Origin of the sequence: Pseudomonas sp. BTN1, from assembly GCF_001907715.1 — a bacterium.
GTDB classification, from domain to species: domain Bacteria; phylum Pseudomonadota; class Gammaproteobacteria; order Pseudomonadales; family Pseudomonadaceae; genus Aquipseudomonas; species Aquipseudomonas paracarnis.
Map to the genome: position 1 here is coordinate 1 of NZ_MPBM01000074.1, position 17,932 is coordinate 17,932.

Sequence of the window (17,932 nt, forward strand, 5' to 3'; positions counted from 1 at the left end):
CTCCTACAAAATGGGGCCAAACCCGCTTTTACATTTTAAGTTGTTGGCTTCAAAGGCTTCACGCATTCAATAGAGCGATCTACCGTCGTCTTGGCAATCTCCAACAAATGCCACACCGCCAGAATCTTCGCCCGCCCTGGGTTATCCAGCAGCTCGCCGCAATCGAGCGCCGTTGCCGAAGCGCTGTCGAGCAAGCTGGCGGTGTAGAGCAAAGCATCTTCAAAACTCAGGTCGTCGTTGACGTTGTGGAAACCCTGGCTGGGCAGGTAATGGTCGATGGCGCGGTTGAACGCGGCACGGTCTTTTGCAGGATCGAGGGGTGGATCGGGTAGGACTTTATTCATTGTGTAACTCCACATGGTTTGGAGCTGACACCCCTCGCGACTAAACGAATGGGTGGCGGCTGTACGCAGGTTAGTCGACCGGCCACATGGCAAACCGGCGCGCCCAAAGGCGCCCATACGCACAGCCACCATGAAACATCATGGAACCATGCGCCATATGAAACCCGAGCGACTAAACCCGATCACTGATGAGCAGTGACGGACCGCAGACTAGCCACCGATTCCAACCGGCACAAGGCGGCGGGGATTGTCTCGGAAACGTCCTGCAATTTAAAGGGACACGGCTTGCTGGCCCTTTACAAACCATGACAAAAGGCCAGTAAGCACATTGCCTCAGCGTATCCCCGGAACAAACGCCACACTCCCTCCCTCACGCGCCCTGAACAACCGCTCCCCATTATCCGGCTGGGTCGTCACCACCTGATGGTCCACCCCCAGGAACGCCAACGGTGTCGGCTCGTCCTTGGAATACTGCGCGACGATTATCGTACGTTGCGGATCAAACCCCTGGCCGCTGGTTTTTTCCAACCAGGCCATGAACGCGACGCTGTTGCCCTGGCGCGGGAAGTCCTGGCTTTCGCTGACGTAGTAGAAAGGTTTACCGTGGTTTTGCAGGTACATGGGCAGCTTGTTGTCGACCTCTACCAGCACCAGTTGCCATTGGTTCCAGGGCGCGCTTTTCTCCGCCTGGGCTTGCAGGTCGGCGGCGAAGCGGGTAACGCCGCCGTTGCCATTTGTCCAAGGGTAGATCACGCCCAGCACCAGCAAGAGCAGGCCTGCGCTGAGGCCAAAGCCTGTTTGCCAGCGCGGCCAGCTCATCGGTTTTTTGCGCAGGCGTTCACTCAGCCACCAGGCGGCGAGCAGTTGGGCAAAGGGTACCAGCGGCAACACGTAGTAGCTGCGGCGGCTGCCGCTGGCGGTGAAGAATACAAACAACAGGCCCAGGCCCCACACCAGCCAGCGTACGTTGGGCGGCGCTCTGCGCCAGTTGCGCACGGCCAGCCACAGGCCAAGTATCCAGCAGGGTGCCCAGGGCAGGGTGTAGACCGGCAGGTAAATCAGGTAGGTGTAGATCGGCCCCATATGGTCGAAGGGGTCGAAGAAACGCACCACGTTTTCGCGGAACACCAGCTCCAGGCCGCTCTCGCCGTAAGTGGGGGCGCCGTAGCGGTGGGACAGTACAAAGGGAATCGCATACACCACGCCGGCGATGAGCAGGGCCAGCACCAGGCGCAGGTTGAGGTGGCGTTTGTAGCGGTGTTCGCTGAGCAAGTGTGGCAACAGCACCAGCGCCGGCAATACCACACCGATCAAGCCTTTGAACAGCGAGGTGGCGGCCAGCAACAGGAAAAACACCGTGTAGCGCCCCAGCCGCGTGTCATCCGGCCCGCGCCAATACCACCACACTGCCGCCAGCACGCCGCACACGGTGAGGACATCGGCGGTGGCCACGCGGGCCCAGAACAGGAAATAGAAGGTGGTGGCGAGCATCCACCCGGCGATCAGCCCGGTGCCTTTGCGAAACAGGCGTTCACCGATCAGGTACACCAGCCAGATGCTCAACCATGCGGCAACCACCGATGACAGGCGCAGCGACCAGGGGCCGAGGCCGCCCAGCAGGTGGGCAAACCCGGTAATCAGCCAATAGGAGGGCAGGGGTTTGTCGTAATACGGCGTGCCTTTGAGATACGGGTCGAAGTAGTCACCGCTTTGCAGCATCTGCAAGGCGATATTCGCCCAGCGCGTTTCCGGCCCCCACAGGTCGCGGCTGCCCAGGCCCAGCAAGAGCAGCAAGGCCGAGGTGCCCAGCAGTAACACCAGGGCGCCGCGTTCGGTTTTCCAGAAGCTCATGGGGTGGTCCCTGTGGCAGGCGCTGCATTCAAGGTTGTTGGGGGTAAATCGTCAGCACCAGGTTGCCCTTGCGATAGCGTTTGCCGCCGGGGGGCAATTGCCCTTCTTCGCGATGTTCGCTGGTGCTCTTGACCTGCATCAGCACGCCGACCGGCCCGTGTTGGCGTGCCTCGACCAGCCAGGCCTGGACGCTGTCCGGCGTGACCTTGCGCTGTGCCGCGTCTTCGTAGTTCAAGCCGTAGCGCAGCTCGCCCTGGGTGTTATAAAACGCCACATCGGGCCGGCGCAGGCGCCAGGTCAAGGCCGATGCCAGGCCCAGGTCATTGCTTAGCAAAGCACGGGTAGGTTGCAGTTCGTCCAGATGTTCCAGCACGAATTGGTCGGGCATCTCGTTATCTTCGATCAGGGTCGGCATGCCCGCCGGTAGCAGGGCCACCAGCAAGCCAATGCCCAGGGCGGGCATCGCCCACAACGTCAACGGGCGCACCGCTTGCAGCAGGTTGGCGAGGATCCAGCCCAGCAGCACGATAAACGTCAGGGACAGGTTGAACATCTGCGCATGGCTATTGCCGTACAGCGGGCGGGTGATTTGCAGGTAAATCAGCGCCACCATGGCCGTCATGCCGAGCACGAAATTGAGCGCGCCGTTGATGACCAGTGGGCGCGCCTTGCCTTGCTTGATCAGGTCGATCAAACCGTGGCCCATCAACAAGGCCAGGGGCAACAGGCACGGCATGATGTAGGTCGGCAATTTGCCTTTGCTCAGGCTGAAAAAGCCCAGGGGCAGCAACAGCCACAGGGCGAGAAAGGCAATCACCGGCTGGCGCTTTTCCTGCCAGGTTTTTAGCAGGGTGCCGGGTAACAAGGCAGCCCACGGCAGGCACGCCACCACCATGATCGGCAGGAAGAACCACAGCGGCCGTGCATGCTGTGCATCGTCGGCGGCAAAGCGGCGGATGTGCTCATGCCAGAAAAAGAAATGCCAGTAATCCGGTTCGCGCAAGTGGATGGCCAGGGCCCAGGGCAGGCATACGAGCACGGCGACCAGCACCGCCAACGGCCCGTAGCGCATCAACTCGCCGACGCGCCGCTGCCAGACGAGGTAGGGTACGGCGATCAAGACCGGCAACAGCCAGGCCAGGAAGCCCTTGGTCATGAACCCCATGGCGCAGGCCACCCCCAACACCGCCCAGGCACAGAGGCGTTCGCGTGGCGTGCGGCAGTCCAGGGCAAACCACAACGCCACCAGGCTCAGGTTCACCCACAGGGTGAATTGCGGGTCGAGGTTGGCATACCCGGCTTGCCCGGCTACCAGGCCAAAACTCAGGTAGAGCAGCGCGCAGGCAAAGCTCTTGCGCGGGTCATTCCACACGCGCCGGGCGAGCAGGTAGGTCAGCACCACGCTCAGGATTGTGCTCAGGACCGAGGCGATGCGCACACCGAACAGGTTTTCACCGAATACCGCCTGGCCAAGGGCGATGAGCCAATAGCCGGCGGCGGGCTTCTCGAAATAACGCACGCCCATGAAGTGCGGCGCCACCCAGTTGCCGCTCATCAGCATTTCCTGGCTGACCTGGGCGTAGCGGGTTTCGTCTGGCGTCCATAAACCGTGAAAGCCCAGGGGCAACAAGATGAACACGGCAACGCCCAGCAATAGCCAGGCCAGAGGGTTTACGCGGGGCATGCGCACATCGCTCCATAACGTTCAAGTACGGGCAATGGCGGTATTAACTTAATAGGGTGAAGCATCGTAAGGGTCACTAAGTAGTTGTAGGAAAACATAAATAACAGACGCGACTAAACATGCCAGAACAGGGCTGTCGTTTTGCTGAACACGTTGTGGCTTAATATGTAAACAAGTGTAATTAAAGTTGTTTGAGTGCGGCGGTCCACTCTTCGCTGTTCATGGTGCCCATGGCCTTGAAGGTGCCGTTGGGCACCACCTTGACGAACAGTGCGCTGCCGTACTCTGCAGCGGCTGCGTGAGGGAAGCCCAGGCTGGTCTGGAAGTCGCTCATGCAGGCGCTGTGGGTGATCAGCATCAGGTTGCGTCCCGGCTGTTTGTGGCCGAGGATTTCATCGCCCATGGCGTCGCCGCAGATGGCCAGCGGGCCGGGGGACAGCTCGGTCTTGCCGAACATGAACAGTGACGTCTGGGCGGTTCGCGTGGTGGGGCTGCTGAGTACGTCGGTCAGGGCCATGCCCAATGAATCAAAGGCTTTGCCCAGTTCGACGGCGCGTTCAGTACCGTTGATGGTCAGGCCATCGGCGGGGCCGAAGCAGGGGTTGGCCGAGCGGTCGCAGCGCTCTTCATGGCGCACCAGCACCACCAGCTCACCCTCGCGCCAACTGGCGAGCACCCCGGAGGTCAGCAGGCGATTGCCCACGCCCAGGTCCAGGGGCGAGCTGGGCCAGAATAAAAAGCCCGTCAACAACAAGGCGGTAACGCTGATGCCAAGCAGGTGCAGGCGGTATTTTCTCAGGCGTTTTAACCTTGACCTTTTGGGTTGGGGGTTGGCCAGGATCATGTCTGCCACGCGGTTCATCCTCGGCACTGTTTATTGTGTTTATAAAAAGGCTGCACGATTGGGCAGTTGCCCTTGGTGAGGCAGGAGACTGTCACAGCGCCGCTGTCTTTTTGCTGAACACTTGCATGTTAGGAGTGTCACTTGGATTAACTAATAAGTTGTGAGTCACCACGAGTTGGCGGGCACTTTAAAGTTCGATGGATGGGCAGACGGTGAAATCCATGTGAAAAATTTGCGTGGGCAGGAGCGTCAGCCGTTATTCTCGTTGCTGGTCCTTCAGATGAGCGTTCTTATGTTGCAGGTGCAAGGTGTTGTTAAAAACTACGCGACCCCGCAAGGCCCGCTGACCGTCCTGGCCGGCGTCGACCTGCACCTGGGTGAGCGCAGCAGCCTGGCGCTGATGGGCGAATCGGGCAGTGGCAAAAGCACCTTGCTGCACCTGGTAGCCGGGCTGGACCGAGTGGACGCCGGCAGCATCCGCATCGGCGAGCAGCGCCTCGACCAACTCAACGAAGGGCAACTGGCCCATTGGCGCCGCACGCAAATCGGTCTGGTCTTCCAGCAGTTCAACCTCATCGGCAGCTTGCGCGTGGAAGACAACCTGGCGTTCCAGGCGCGGCTGGCGGGGCGTTTCGACCCGTACTGGCAAGCGCAATTGGTGGAGCGCCTGGGACTGGGCGACTTGCTCCGGCGTTACCCCGAGCAACTCTCCGGTGGCCAGCAGCAACGGGTTGCCGTCGGGCGGGCGCTGGCCTCGCGACCGGGTTTGTTGCTGGCCGATGAGCCCACCGGCAACCTCGACGAAGCCACCAGCGATGAAGTGCTGCAACTGCTGTTGGACCTGCTGCGGGACAGCCCCACCAGCCTGCTGATGGTCACCCACAGCCCGCGCCTGGCCGCACGGCTTGACCGGCAAGTGGTGCTGCACCGTGGCCGTGTCGTGCCAATGGACGCGCGCTGAAATGGCGCTGTTTTACTGGACGCTACGCGCATTGCTGAGCCACTGGCGGCGCCATCCGGTGCAATTTTTCAGCGTGCTCACCGGCTTGTGGCTGGCCACCGCGCTACTGACCGGCGTGCAGGCCCTCAACAGCCAGGCGCGGGACAGCTACGCACGCGCCAGCCAATTGATCGGTGGCGAACCCCAAGCCAGCCTGGTTGCGCCGGACGCCGCCAGTTTCCCCCAGGTACTGTTTGCCGAGCTGCGCCGCGCCGGCTGGCCGGTATCCCCGGTGGTGCAGGGGCGGGTGGTGCTCCAGGGGCGTGACCAACAGCGTCTGCAACTGATGGGCATCGACCCTGTGTCGTTGCCCGGCAGCGGCAGCGTGGCGGGGCAACGCTTGAGCCAGGCGCAAATGCTGGCGTTCTTCGAGCCGCCGGGGCGTACCTGGGTCGCTGCGCAAACTTTGCAGGCGCTGGGGTTGCATGAGGGCGAGCAGCCGCTGACTTCTACTGGGCAACGCCTGCCACCGTTCCAGGTGCAAGCGGATATGGCGCCCGGCCTGCTGCTGACGGATATCGGTTTTGCCCAACCCTTGCTCAACATGCCCGGGCGCCTGTCGCGCTTACTGTTGGACAACACCTTCGCCGCCCGCCACCCCGCGCCACCCGCCGCGTTGCAACTCAAGCAGGGCGAGGACAACAACCTGTCACGCCTCACCGAGAGCTTTCACCTGAACCTGGATGCGGTGGGTTTTTTATCCTTTGTGGTGGGGTTGTTTATCGTGCATGCGGCCATCGGCCTGGCCCTGGAACAGCGCCGTGGCCTGCTGCGAACCTTGCGCGCCTGTGGGGTCAGCGCACGCATGTTGATCCTGAGCCTGGGCATTGAATTGGGGTGTTTGGCGGTGTTGAGCGGTGTGCTCGGTATCGCCAGCGGCTACCTGCTGGCCAGCCTGTTGCTGCCGGATGTCGCCGCCAGTTTGCGTGGCCTGTACGGCGCCGAAGTCGCTGGCCAATTGAACTTGAGCCCCTGGTGGTGGCTGGCCGGCCTGGGCGTGAGCCTGCTCGGCGCGTTGCTCGCCGGAGCCAGCAGCCTGTGGCGCGCAGCGCGTTTGCCGTTACTCGCGCTGGCCAACGCCCAAGCCTGGCATCAAGCCCATGGCCGCTGGCTGCGGCGCCAGGGCTGGGTGGCATCCGCCGCCTTGCTGATCGCGTTGCTGGCACTGTGGCTGGGCGATAGCCTGGCCGCCGGGTTTGTGCTGATGGCGGCCTTGCTGTTGGGCGCGGCGTTGGCGTTACCGGTGCTGCTCAACGGGTTATTGAAAGCGGTGCTGGGGCGCAGCCGCTCGGTGCTGGGCCAGTGGTTCCTGGCCGATTGCCGCCAACAACTGCCGGCCTTGAGCCTGGCGCTGATGGCGTTGCTGTTGGCCCTGGCGGCGAATATCGGCGCCGGCTCCATGACCTCGGGCTTTCGCCAGACCTTCACCCATTGGCTGGAGCAACGCCTCACCGCCGAGCTGTACCTCAACCCGCAAAATCCGCAGCAGGCCGAGCAACTGAAAACGTGGTTGACCCGTCAGCCCCTGGTGCAGGCCGTATTGCCCGCCTGGCAGGTGGCGGTGCAACTGCAAGGCTGGCCCGCGGAGGTGTTCGGCGTGGTCGACAACCCCACTTATCGTCAACACTGGCCGCTGCTGGAGGCGGTGGACGCGCCCTGGGACCGCTTGCTGCAAGACGACAGCCTGATGCTCAGCGAACAATTGGCGCGACGCCTGAAGGTGCAACTGGGCGACACGGTGTCCATCCCCACTCCGCAGGGCACCTGGGCGCCGAAGATCGTCGGCATTTATGCCGACTACGGCAACCCCAAGGGCCATCTGCTGGTCAATGTCCAGCACCTGTTGGCGCATTGGCCGACGCTCTCACCGGCGCGCTTCAACCTGCGGGTGGCGCCCGCCGACGTGCCGCCGCTGATCCGTGAGGTGCAGCGTGAGTTCGCCCTGGAAGACAGCCGCATCGTCGACCAGCAGCAACTCAAGGGTTGGTCCAGCCAGGTCTTCGAACGCACCTTCGCCGCCACCGCGGCGTTGAACAGCCTGACCCTTGGCGTCGCCGGCGTGGCATTGTTCATCAGCTTGCTGACCCAGAGCCAAAGCCGCCTCGGCCAACTCGCGCCGTTGTGGGCGCTGGGCGTGACGCGCCGACAATTGATGCTGCTCAACCTCGGCCAGACCTGGCTGCTGGCGGTACTCACGTTGATCCTGGCGTTGCCGCTGGGGCTGTTGCTGGCGTGGTGCCTGGATGCGGTGATCAACGTGCAGGCCTTCGGCTGGCGCCTGCCGTTGCAAGTATTCCCCGGGCAGCTTGCGCAATTGCTGGGGCTGGCGATGCTTGCCACCTTGCTCGCGTCGGCCTGGCCCCTCTGGCAGCTGTACCGCAGCCGCCCGGCGGATTTGTTGAGGACGTTCGCCCATGAAGATTAAGGCACTGGCGTGCATCGCCTGGTTACTGCTGAGCGGCTGCGACCAGGCGCCCGCACCCGAGGACAGTTTCGCCGGGCTGGGCAGCGATGCCGCGGACTTTGCCCAGGTGGTGCCCGGCAAAGTCTTCAGTTTTCCCGAGGACCACGGGCCCCATGACGGCTTTCGTATCGAATGGTGGTACGTCACGGCCAACCTCAAGGATGCCCAGGGCAATGTCTTCGGCGTGCAATGGACGCTGTTTCGCAACGCATTGAAGGCCGGTCCCGTCCAACCGGGCTGGCGCGATTCAACCGTGTGGCTCGGCCACGCCGCCGTCACCTCGGCCACCCGGCACTACGCCGCCGAACGCCTGGCTCGGGGTGGCGTCGGCCAGGCTGGGGCTCAGGCAGAGCCATTCAACGCCTGGATCGACGACTGGAACTTCGCCAGCCGCCCCGGCACCGCCAGCCCCTTGGCCGACATGCAACTCAAGGCCAGTGGCGCGCAATTTGCCTACGATCTGCACCTGACCTCCAGCCGCCCGCTGGTGCTGCAAGGCGACCATGGCTACAGCCGCAAATCCGACCAGGGCCAGGCGTCGTACTACTACAGCCAGCCGTTTTTCACTGCCAACGGCAGCGTCAGCCTCGACGGCCATACCTACCAGGTCAGCGGCCCAGCCTGGCTCGACCGCGAGTGGAGCAGCCAACCCCTGGCCGCCAGCCAGACCGGCTGGGACTGGTTCTCCCTGCACCTGGACCGCGGCGCGCAACTGATGCTGTTTCGCGTGCGGCAGAAAGACAGCGACGGTTACCTCACCGGCACCTGGATCGACGCCCAGGGCCACACCCAGACCTTGCACAACAGCGACATCCAACTCACACCGCTGACCACCACGGCCATCGACGGGCGCAACATTCCCACACGCTGGTCGCTGAAAATTCCCGGCAAACAGCTGGACATCACCACCGAAGCCGTCAACCCGAAGGCGTGGATGGACCTGGGTATTCCGTACTGGGAAGGGCCGGTGCGGTTTGAGGGTGGGGTGGGGTATTTGGAGATGACGGGCTACTAGGAGGCTACAGCTGAGTTAATTTTTCCCTACGACTCGACGGGTAATACTCCCACAGATTTTTTAAAAAATACTGTACATACATACAGTCTTGTCCTACAGTCCATCCCAGGTGACCGGATGTCACCGGTTACCTGAGCTTCAATTTTTTAACTATGGATGGATAAAAAATGAAATCGAAAAAAGCCTTCATTCTGGGCGCGGCCATGGCGGCCTCTTGCTTCGTTTCGGCCTTTGCCCTGGCCGAGCAAACCCCGGCAAAACTCAGCGCGCAGGCGGTCAAGCAGGCCGTGGACAAAGCGTTGAAACCTGGCGGTACGCTGGAAAAGGCCAGCGTCTCGGGCGAGCTCAAGCAAAAGCTCAATGCGGCCAAGACCGGGCAGTCCAACGTCGTCAAAAAAAGCAAGGCAGCCGTCGGTAATGTGGCGATCGACTCCCCGGTTGGCCAGCTGGAAAAACCTGACTCGGCGCACATGAAACAGGCCGCGGTTGCAGCCTTCACGCCGTTGTTTCCCACCTTGGATATCAACACGCTTTACACTCTCACCGGTGTGGAGACCGGCGCGCAAATCGCTTACCACTTCAACCTGCCGAAAAACGCGCGAATCCAGGTGCAGCTGCTGAACCAGAGTGCCGGCACGGATATGTCGTTGACGCTGTTCCATGACGACGGCCAAGGCAACCTGACGCCGTTGGGCACCTCGGATAACCCCGGCAGTGCCGATGAATACCTCAACGGCGTGTTGCCGGCTGGTGACTACTACTGGTTCATGGTGGCCAATGCCGCGAGCAACTCGCAGTTCAGTTTCGGTGTGGCAGTGGACAGCAATATTGATGCCTACGAGCCCAACGACACTGAGCAAACCGCGTTCGCGCTGCCGGATGCCTTGAACCAGGTGACCGGTAACCTCGACAGCGTCAATGACGTGGATTACTTCTCCTTCGTCTCGTTGCGTGGCCAAGGTGTGGGCATGTTCCTGGGCGATGACGGTGCGGGCACGCGTAACCAGTGGATCTTCGAACGGTTCGATGGCACCCAGTGGGTGGAAGTCCCGCAGGGCTCTACTTCTACCTATCCCAACCTGACGCCGGGCTACACGGTCAAGGTGCGCGTGCGGGCCAACCCGGCGGTGGCATTGAACCCTCAGGCTCAATACAAGCTGACCCTCGGCTCGGCGCCACGCCTGAACCAGCACAATGTGAACGGCGATAACGTGGTGCGGATTCCCAGCTCGATCTTCCAACTGGCCACCCAGGCGGCTCGCAATCTGAGCTGGAGCACCCAGTGGTCAGACAGCACTGGCGAGCCCCTGCGCGGCGTCACTCCTGTACTGCGGGTCGACAAGCATTTTGGCGCCACTTACAACTGGGTCGACTATGAGGCCAAGACTGGCATCACCGGCGCGGCCTCGGGGAATGTCGCGCTGGGCACCTGCTCTGGGGACTACAAAGTGCGCTACCCGGACAGCGCCTCAGGCCAGACCTACAACTGGGAAACCTGGTTCAACGAGGGCGGCTGGCGCATCGAGCTCAGGGAGTTCCCTGGTGTGGGCGTGGGTGGCAATACCGTCCAATACGTCAGCCTCGGCCACATCTGCAGCCAGACTATCGTGCGCTGATTGATCTATGTGTGTGAAGCGGGGGGCAGTCCAGTTGGACTGCCCCTTTTTTTTACCGCGGGTTCCCAATGCAAAGTGCCAAATAGATAGTCCATCAACGGCAGCACGATGTTGAAGTTACGTCCCTGCATCAGCTCACGACGGTGATGCAAGGCGTGCAGGCGATGCATCTGGCGAATCCACGGTAGGCGTGCCACCGGGTGTTCGGCAGGCAGGTGTTCGCAGGCATGGAACACTTCGTAGAGCAGGTAGCCAAGGATCATGCAGCCTGCAAACAACCCGGCAACGTTGGGGCTCAGTTGGCTGAGCAGCCACCAGGCGGGGAGGGTGATGGCCAGGCTGTGCAGCACGATCAGCCAGGCTGGAAACAGGATGACGCGCCAGTCCCGGGGGCTGTCGTAAGTCATGTGATCAGGGGTGAAGAAGCTGTGGTGGTCGCCAGTGTGGCGTGCGTAGAACAGCCGGGCGAATGCATGTTTGTGATGGCCCAGGTGGCGGTGCACGAGATAGATACACAGGTTGAAAAACAGCAGGCTCAAGGGCACGGTCAGCCACTGGAGGGCGGTGATATCGGCGGTGGAGGACCAGGCCAGCGTGATGCAGGCGATGCCGTAGCCAAGCACGAATGCGGCGTGCAGCCAGGGGTTGTAACGCGGGTTGACGCTTGCGCGGTAACGGTCGCGGAAAGTCTCGGTCGGGTGGGGCATGGCCGGCTGCTCGCTGTGTTTTTATTTGAGGCTGAGCTTAGTTGGCGTAAGCGGATGTGCGAGTTTTTACTGACCACCTCATCGCCCTGTGGGAGCTGGCTTGCCTGCGATGGCGGTGTATCAGGGCCAGATCAGTAGACTGACACTGCGCCATCGCAGGCAAGCCAGCTCACATATTTTTGCCCGAGGCCGACCAGTGGAGGCTTGCACAGGTCTGAATTAATTGTTAGCTTCTGGCAAAATGTTAACGATAACATTTGCTCTAAAAATAAAAACAAAACAGAGACCCACGCCATGAAAATGCTCCCAAAAACCCTGTGTTTACTGGCTGCCAGCATCACCCTGGGCAGCGCGACCCCCGCGTTTGCCGACGCCGCCAAGCCCATCCGCATCGGCGCCTCGTTCCAGGAAATCAACAACCCCTATTTCGTCACCATGAAAAACGCCCTGGAAGAAGCCGGCGCGACCATCGGTGCCAAGTTGATCATCACTGACGCCCGCCACGACGTGTCCAAGCAGGTCAGTGATGTCGAAGACATGCTGCAAAAGGGCATCGACATCCTGTTGATCAACCCCACTGACTCCGTCGGCGTGCAATCGGCCGTCAAGTCGGCCCATGCTGCCGGCGTCGTAGTGGTGGCGGTGGATGCCCAGGCAGATGGCCCGTTGGATTCGTTCGTGGGCTCGAAGAACTTCGACGCTGGTTTCCAGGCCTGTGAGTACCTGGCTAAAACCATCGGTGACAAAGGCAATATCGCTATCCTTGACGGCATCGCCGTGGTGCCGATCCTCGAACGTGTGCGCGGCTGCAAAGAGGCGGTGGCCAAGCACCCGGACATCAAGATTGTCAGCATCCAGAACGGCAAACAGGAACGCGATCAGGCCCTGACCGTCACCGAAAACATGTTGCAGGCCCAGCCTACCCTCAAGGGCATTTTCAGCGTGAATGACAATGGCTCCCTCGGCGCGCTGTCGGCCATCGAAGCCAGCGGTATGGACGTGAAGCTGGTCAGCGTCGACGGTGCGCCGGAAGCGATCAAGGCGATCCAGAAACCCGGCAGCCATTTCATCGCCACCTCGGCCCAATACCCCCGCGACCAGATCCGCCTCGCCCTGGGCATTGCCCTGGCCAAGAAGTGGGGCGCCCAAGTACCGGCCAGCGTGCCGGTGGACATCACCCTGATCGACCAGGCCAAGGCCAAGGACTTCAGCTGGTAAACCCCCCAGGCCCCGCGTAGTTCGTGGGGCCCAGGTCTTCCTTCTGAGTGCGAGGTCGGCGGTATGAGCAGTCTTCTGAAGCTGGAAAACATCTGTAAGCGTTACCCTGGGGTGCAGGCCCTCAAGGCCATCAACCTGCAAGTGGAGCGCGGCGAAATCCACGCCTTGCTCGGGGAAAATGGCGCGGGCAAATCCACCCTGATGAAGATTCTGGGCGGGGTCGAGCACCAGGACGAAGGGCAGATCCTTATCGATGGGCAGGCCCGACAATTTGCGACCTATCGGGATGCGATTGCCGCCGGGATTGGCATTGTGTTCCAGGAATTCAGCCTGATTCCCTACCTCACGGCGGTAGAAAATATCTTCCTTGGCCATGAGCTGAGCAACCGCTTCGGCCTGTTGCGCAAACGCGAAATGGCCGAGGCCGCGCAGGCGTTGTTCCAGCGCCTCGGGGTCAGCATTGACCTGCACTGCGCGGTCAAGCACCTGAGCGTGGCCGAGCAGCAGTTTGTCGAAATCGCCAAGGCCCTGGCCCTGGATGCACGCCTGCTGGTGCTCGATGAGCCGACCGCGACACTGACTCCCAGTGAGGCCGAGTTGCTGTTCGACATCATGCGCGAACTCAAGCGCCAAGGCGTGGCGGTGATTTTTATCTCGCACCATCTGGAAGAGATTTTCCAGGTCTGCGACCGCATCAGCGTCCTGCGCGACGGCAGCAATGCAGGCGTTACCGAAGTGGCCGACAGCGATATCGATCACTTGGTCGAGATGATGGTCGGCCGCCGACTGGAATGCAGTTTCCCGCCCAAACCCAGCAGCGAACGCGGCCCCTTGCTGCTGGAGGTCAAGGATATCCAGCTGGTGCGCAACGGCCCCCACAACCGTTTCAATTTGCACAAAGGCGAGATCCTGGGCTTCGCCGGCCTGGTGGGCTCGGGCCGCACCGAGCTGGCCCTGGGCATGATGGGCGCGCTGCCCACGATGAGCAAAGACGTGTGGCTGCGCGGGGAAAAAGTCAGCCTCGATGACCCGGCTCAAGCCCTGGCCCACGGCATCGGCCTGCTCCCCGAAAGCCGCAAGAGCGAAGGGCTGATCACCGCCTTCAGCATTCGCGAAAATATCTCCCTGAACAATTTGCCCAAGTATCAGCACGCCTCGGGCCTGATCGACAAGGCCCGCGAGTGCGCCAGCGTCGAAGCGCTGATGCGCCAGCTGTCGATCAAGGCGCCCAGTGGCGAAAGCCTTGTGGTGAACCTCAGCGGCGGCAACCAGCAAAAAGTCGTGATCGCCCGCTGGATCAACCACCACTGCGACGTGCTGGTGTTCGACGAACCGACACGCGGCATCGATGTGGGGGCCAAGGCGCAGATCTACGCGTTGATGCGCAGCCTCACCGAACAGGGCTACGCGATCATCATGATTTCCTCCGAGCTGCCCGAAGTCATCGGCATGTGCGACCGCGTCGCCGTGTTCCACAAGGGCGCCATCGTCAAAGTACTGGAAGCGTCCGCCGTCAATCCTCAAGAGGTCATGCGCCATGCAACAGGGGGCTCAAGTGAATACGTCCATTAACACCGCCGGCACCGGCCGGTTGCGCCTGAACCTGGCGCGGCTGCTGCGTTCGCCGGCGTTTTATCCCTTTGTCGGGCTGGTGGTGGTGACCCTGGTGATGATCCTCGCCAGCGACACCTTCCTCACCGCCAGCAACCTCTCCAACATCGCCCGCCAGGTGTCGATCAACGCCATCATCGCGGTGGGCATGACCTGCGTGATTCTCACCGGCGGTATCGACTTGTCGGTGGGGCCGGTGATGGCGTTGTCCGGCACCTTGACCGCCGGGCTGATGGTCGCCGGGTTGCCGCCGGGCCTGGCGATTGGCGTCGGGCTACTAGTGGGCGTGGCCTTCGGCATCGGCAACGGACTGTTCGTGGCGTACCTGCATATGCCGCCGATCATCGTCACCCTGGCGACCATGGGCATCGCCCGTGGGTTCGGGCTGATGTACACCGACGGCTATCCGATTTCCGGCTTGCCAGAGTGGTTCGCATTCTTCGGTCGCGCCAGTGTGTTTGGCCTGCAGGTGCCGATCCTGATCATGCTGATCACCTACCTGGCGGCCTATGTGCTGCTGCAACACACCCGCATCGGCCGCTACATCTACGCCATCGGCGGCAATGAAGAAGCGGTGCGCTTGTCCGGGGTGCGAGCGGCGCGTTTCAAGCTGCTGGTGTATGGCATCAGCGGCTTCACCGCCGCGATTGCCGGGCTGGTGCTCACCTCGCGCTTGATGAGCGGCCAGCCGAATGCCGGCGTGTCGTTCGAGCTGGATGCGATTGCCGCCGTAGTACTGGGTGGTGCGTCGATTGCCGGCGGCCGCGGAGTGATCATCGGCACCTTGCTCGGCGCCATGCTGCTGGGCGTGTTGAACAACGGTTTGAACATGCTTGGCGTGTCGCCCTACGTCCAGAGCGTGATCAAGGGCGGGATCATCTTGCTGGCGATTTTCATCAGCCGTCAGCGCCATCGTTAATACCTCACCACACAGGACCGAACACATGGACAAGCACACTCACATGCAAGCCGTCGTCTGCCACGGCCCGAAAGACTACCGCCTGGAGCGCATCGGCAAACCCCAGGCGCGTGCCAATGAGCTGGTGATCCGTATCGCCGCCTGCGGCATCTGCGCCAGTGACTGCAAGTGCCACTCGGGCGCGGCGATGTTCTGGGGCGGCGACAACCCCTGGGTCAAGGCGCCGGTAGTACCGGGCCACGAATTTTTCGGCTACGTGGTCGAAGCCGGCGAGGGCGCCGAGGAGCACTTTGAGGTCAAGGTCGGTGACAAGGTCATCGCCGAACAGATCGTGCCGTGTGGCAAGTGCCGCTTCTGCAAATCGGGCAAATACTGGATGTGCGAAGTGCACAATATCTTCGGCTTCCAGCGCGAAGTGGCCGAAGGCGGCATGGCCCAGTACATGCGCATTCCCAAGACCGCCATCGTGCACAAGATCCCCGAATCGGTGTCCCTTGAAGACTCGGCGCTGGTGGAGCCGATGGCCTGCTCGATCCATACCGTCAACCGTGGCGATATCCAGCTCGACGACGTGGTGGTGATTGCCGGCGCGGGTACCCTTGGCCTGTGCATGGTCCAGGTCGCCGCGCTGAAGACCCCGAAAAAACTGGTGGTGATCGACATGGTCGACGAGCGCCTGGAACTGGCGAAAAAGTTCGGCGCCGATGTGGTGATCAACCCCGCCCGTGACAACGCTCGCGAGATCATCAACGGGCTGACGGACAACTACGGCTGTGACGTCTATATCGAAACCACCGGCGTACCGGCCGGCGTCACCCAGGGCCTGGACCTGATCCGCAAGCTCGGGCGCTTTGTCGAGTTCAGCGTGTTTGGCGCCGAGACCAGTGTGGACTGGTCGATCATCGGCGACCGCAAGGAACTCGACGTGCGCGGCGCGCACCTGGGCCCGTATTGCTACCCGATCGCCATCGACCTGTTCGAGCGTGGCCTGGTCACCTCCCAAGGCATCGTCACCCATGATTTCCCGCTGGACGACTGGGCCGAGGCGTTTGAACTGGCCAATTCGACCAAGTCGATCAAGGTGCTGTTGAAGCCGGTGCTCTGAGATGGACTACGTCATCGGTGTAGACATTGGCACCCAGAGCACCAAGGCGCTGCTGGTGGATGCCCAAGGCACGATCATCGCCCAGCATAGCCACGGCTACCGGGTGGACACCCCGAAAGTGCGCTGGGCCGAGCAGTGGCCGCAGGTGTGGCTGGATGCTGTCGAAACTTGCGTGGCCCAGTGCATGGCCAAGGCCGGGGTGCCGGCGCCGCTGGTCAAGGCGCTGTGCATCAGCAGTTTGTACGGTGGTTCGGGCATTGCTGTGGATGCGCAGATGACGCCGCTGTACCCGTGCCTGATCTGGATGGACCGCCGCGCCGGCGAGCAGGTGGCCTGGGTGCGTGAGCATGTGGACCTGGAGCGCTTGTTCGCCATCACCGGCAACTCGGTGGACAGCTACTACGGCTTCACCAAGATGCTCTGGCTCAAGCAGCACCAGCCTCAGGTGTGGGCGGATACCCGTTACCTGTTGCCGCCCAACAGCTACATCAATTGGTGCCTGACCGGCGAGTTGGCGGTGGACCACAGCAGCGCCGGGAATATCGGTGGTGTCTACGACGTGGCGGCGCGCAACTGGTCAGGCGAGATGCTGGATGCGCTGGGTATCGCGCAGTCGATGATGCCCGAGCGGTTGCTGTATTCCGGCGAGGTGGTGGGTGGTTTGCGCGCAGACTGGGCTGCCCGCCTGGGCTTGCAGGCGGGCACGCCGATCCTCGCTGGGGGCGTGGACGCGGCCATGGCGACCCTGGCGGCGGGTGTCACTCAGCCAGGCAATCATGTGGCGATGATCGGCACCAGCATGTGCTGGGGCTATCTGAACCAGCAGGTGGATGCACGTCACGGTTTGGTGAGCATGCCCCACGTCTACAACGGCCACCGCGACCTGTACATCTTCGGCGGTGCGATCACCGCCGGGGCCTCGGTCAGCTGGTTTCGCGAGCAGTTCTGCCAGGCCGAAGAACAGCAGGCCCAGGCCACGGGGCAAGACAGCCTGGCGCTGCTGGAGCAGAGCGCGATGAAGATTCCGGCAGGCAGCGAAGGCGTGGTGTTTTTGCCTTACTTGATGGGCGAGCGCAGCCCGGTGTGGGATGACCGCGCCAGCGGCAGTTTTGTCGGGCTCAACCTCTACCACAGCCGCTTTCACCTGTACCGCGCGGTGCTGGAGGGCGTGAGTTTTGCCCTGCGCCACAATATCGAAGCGGGTACTCAAGGCGCGCACTCCCTGGACCCGCGCTTGATCGTGGTGGGTGGGGCCAGCCATTCGGATCTATGGATGCAGATCATCGCCGATGTCACACGCTACCCCGTCTACACCATCGTGCAGGAGGTAGAAGCAGCCCTGGGCGCGGCGTTGTTGGCGGCGCATACGGTGGGGCTGGTGAGTGATGGGCAGATGGACACCGGCTGGGTGCAGTTGCAATTGCGGGCGCAGCCCAAGCGGGAGAATGTCATGACCTATGACCGGGCGTTTGCCGAGTACCTGAAGCTGTATCCGGCCCTGAAACCGGTCATGCACAACCTGCCAGCCACCTGATTCAACACAGCCCAAAAAAA

14 protein-coding genes are annotated in these 17,932 nt (G+C 62.0%); 9 read left to right on the forward strand and 5 right to left on the reverse strand.

Annotated features, from left to right (window positions below):
- Positions 1-35: 35 nt before the first annotated feature.
- The 4 genes from BMH52_RS27065 to BMH52_RS27080 all read right to left on the reverse strand — a co-directional run bounded on the left by BMH52_RS27065 (position 36) and on the right by BMH52_RS27080 (position 4,741).
- A complete protein-coding gene (locus BMH52_RS27065; RefSeq protein WP_014719058.1) occupies positions 36-344 on the reverse strand; it encodes a DUF6124 family protein in 309 nt (102 codons plus the stop codon).
- A 333-nt stretch (positions 345-677) separates the two neighbouring features.
- Complete coding sequence (locus tag BMH52_RS27070; RefSeq protein WP_073845612.1) at positions 678-2,195, reverse strand: glycosyltransferase family 39 protein; 1,518 nt, start codon at positions 2,193-2,195, stop codon at positions 678-680.
- Positions 2,196-2,223: 28 nt separating this feature from the next.
- The gene (arnT, locus tag BMH52_RS27075) at positions 2,224-3,879 is read right to left on the reverse strand and encodes a lipid IV(A) 4-amino-4-deoxy-L-arabinosyltransferase (protein WP_073845614.1); all 1,656 of its coding nucleotides are present in this window, start codon (positions 3,877-3,879) and stop codon (positions 2,224-2,226) included.
- A 181-nt stretch (positions 3,880-4,060) separates the two neighbouring features.
- Positions 4,061-4,741, reverse strand: a complete 681-nt coding sequence (locus BMH52_RS27080; protein WP_072433844.1) for a histidine phosphatase family protein — start codon at positions 4,739-4,741, stop codon at positions 4,061-4,063.
- A gap of 274 nt (positions 4,742-5,015) precedes the next feature.
- Between BMH52_RS27080 and BMH52_RS27085 the strand changes: the two genes are divergently transcribed.
- From BMH52_RS27085 to BMH52_RS27100, 4 genes are all read left to right on the forward strand, one after another.
- Complete coding sequence (locus BMH52_RS27085) at positions 5,016-5,684, forward strand: ABC transporter ATP-binding protein (protein WP_014719054.1); 669 nt, start codon at positions 5,016-5,018, stop codon at positions 5,682-5,684.
- A gap of 1 nt (position 5,685) precedes the next feature.
- Positions 5,686-8,148, forward strand: coding sequence for an FtsX-like permease family protein (locus BMH52_RS27090; RefSeq protein WP_072433845.1), 2,463 nt, complete (start codon positions 5,686-5,688; stop codon positions 8,146-8,148).
- Positions 8,138-9,202: a lipocalin-like domain-containing protein gene (locus BMH52_RS27095; protein WP_019821209.1), complete on the forward strand. Its 1,065-nt coding sequence runs from the start codon at positions 8,138-8,140 to the stop codon at positions 9,200-9,202. Before BMH52_RS27090 ends, BMH52_RS27095 begins: the two co-directional genes overlap by 11 nt.
- 167 nt (positions 9,203-9,369) lie before the next feature.
- Entirely contained in the window at positions 9,370-10,818 is a 1,449-nt protein-coding gene (locus BMH52_RS27100) for a hypothetical protein (RefSeq protein WP_020301315.1), read from the forward strand.
- Between the two features lie 5 nt (positions 10,819-10,823).
- Here BMH52_RS27100 and BMH52_RS27105 read toward each other — a convergent pair whose 3' ends face one another.
- Entirely contained in the window at positions 10,824-11,525 is a 702-nt protein-coding gene (locus BMH52_RS27105; RefSeq protein ID WP_038450634.1) for a sterol desaturase family protein, read from the reverse strand.
- Positions 11,526-11,819: 294 nt separating this feature from the next.
- Here BMH52_RS27105 and BMH52_RS27110 point away from each other — a divergent pair, with 294 nt between their 5' ends.
- The 5 genes from BMH52_RS27110 (at position 11,820) to BMH52_RS27130 (ending at position 17,912) form a co-directional block, all read left to right on the forward strand.
- Complete coding sequence (locus BMH52_RS27110; protein ID WP_014719049.1) at positions 11,820-12,743, forward strand: substrate-binding domain-containing protein; 924 nt, start codon at positions 11,820-11,822, stop codon at positions 12,741-12,743.
- 63 nt (positions 12,744-12,806) lie between these two features.
- A complete protein-coding gene (locus BMH52_RS27115) occupies positions 12,807-14,315 on the forward strand; it encodes a sugar ABC transporter ATP-binding protein (protein ID WP_014719048.1) in 1,509 nt (502 codons plus the stop codon).
- Positions 14,281-15,273, forward strand: a complete 993-nt coding sequence (locus BMH52_RS27120) for an ABC transporter permease (RefSeq protein WP_014719047.1) — start codon at positions 14,281-14,283, stop codon at positions 15,271-15,273. The genes BMH52_RS27115 and BMH52_RS27120 overlap by 35 nt, the downstream gene beginning before the upstream one ends.
- 25 nt (positions 15,274-15,298) lie before the next feature.
- Positions 15,299-16,378 carry an alcohol dehydrogenase catalytic domain-containing protein gene (locus tag BMH52_RS27125; protein WP_034128169.1) on the forward strand — a complete coding sequence of 360 codons (1,080 nt, stop codon included), beginning with the start codon at positions 15,299-15,301 and terminating at the stop codon, positions 16,376-16,378.
- Between the two features lies 1 nt (position 16,379).
- Positions 16,380-17,912, forward strand: a complete 1,533-nt coding sequence (locus BMH52_RS27130) for an FGGY-family carbohydrate kinase (protein ID WP_073845616.1) — start codon at positions 16,380-16,382, stop codon at positions 17,910-17,912.
- Positions 17,913-17,932 lie beyond the last annotated feature (20 nt).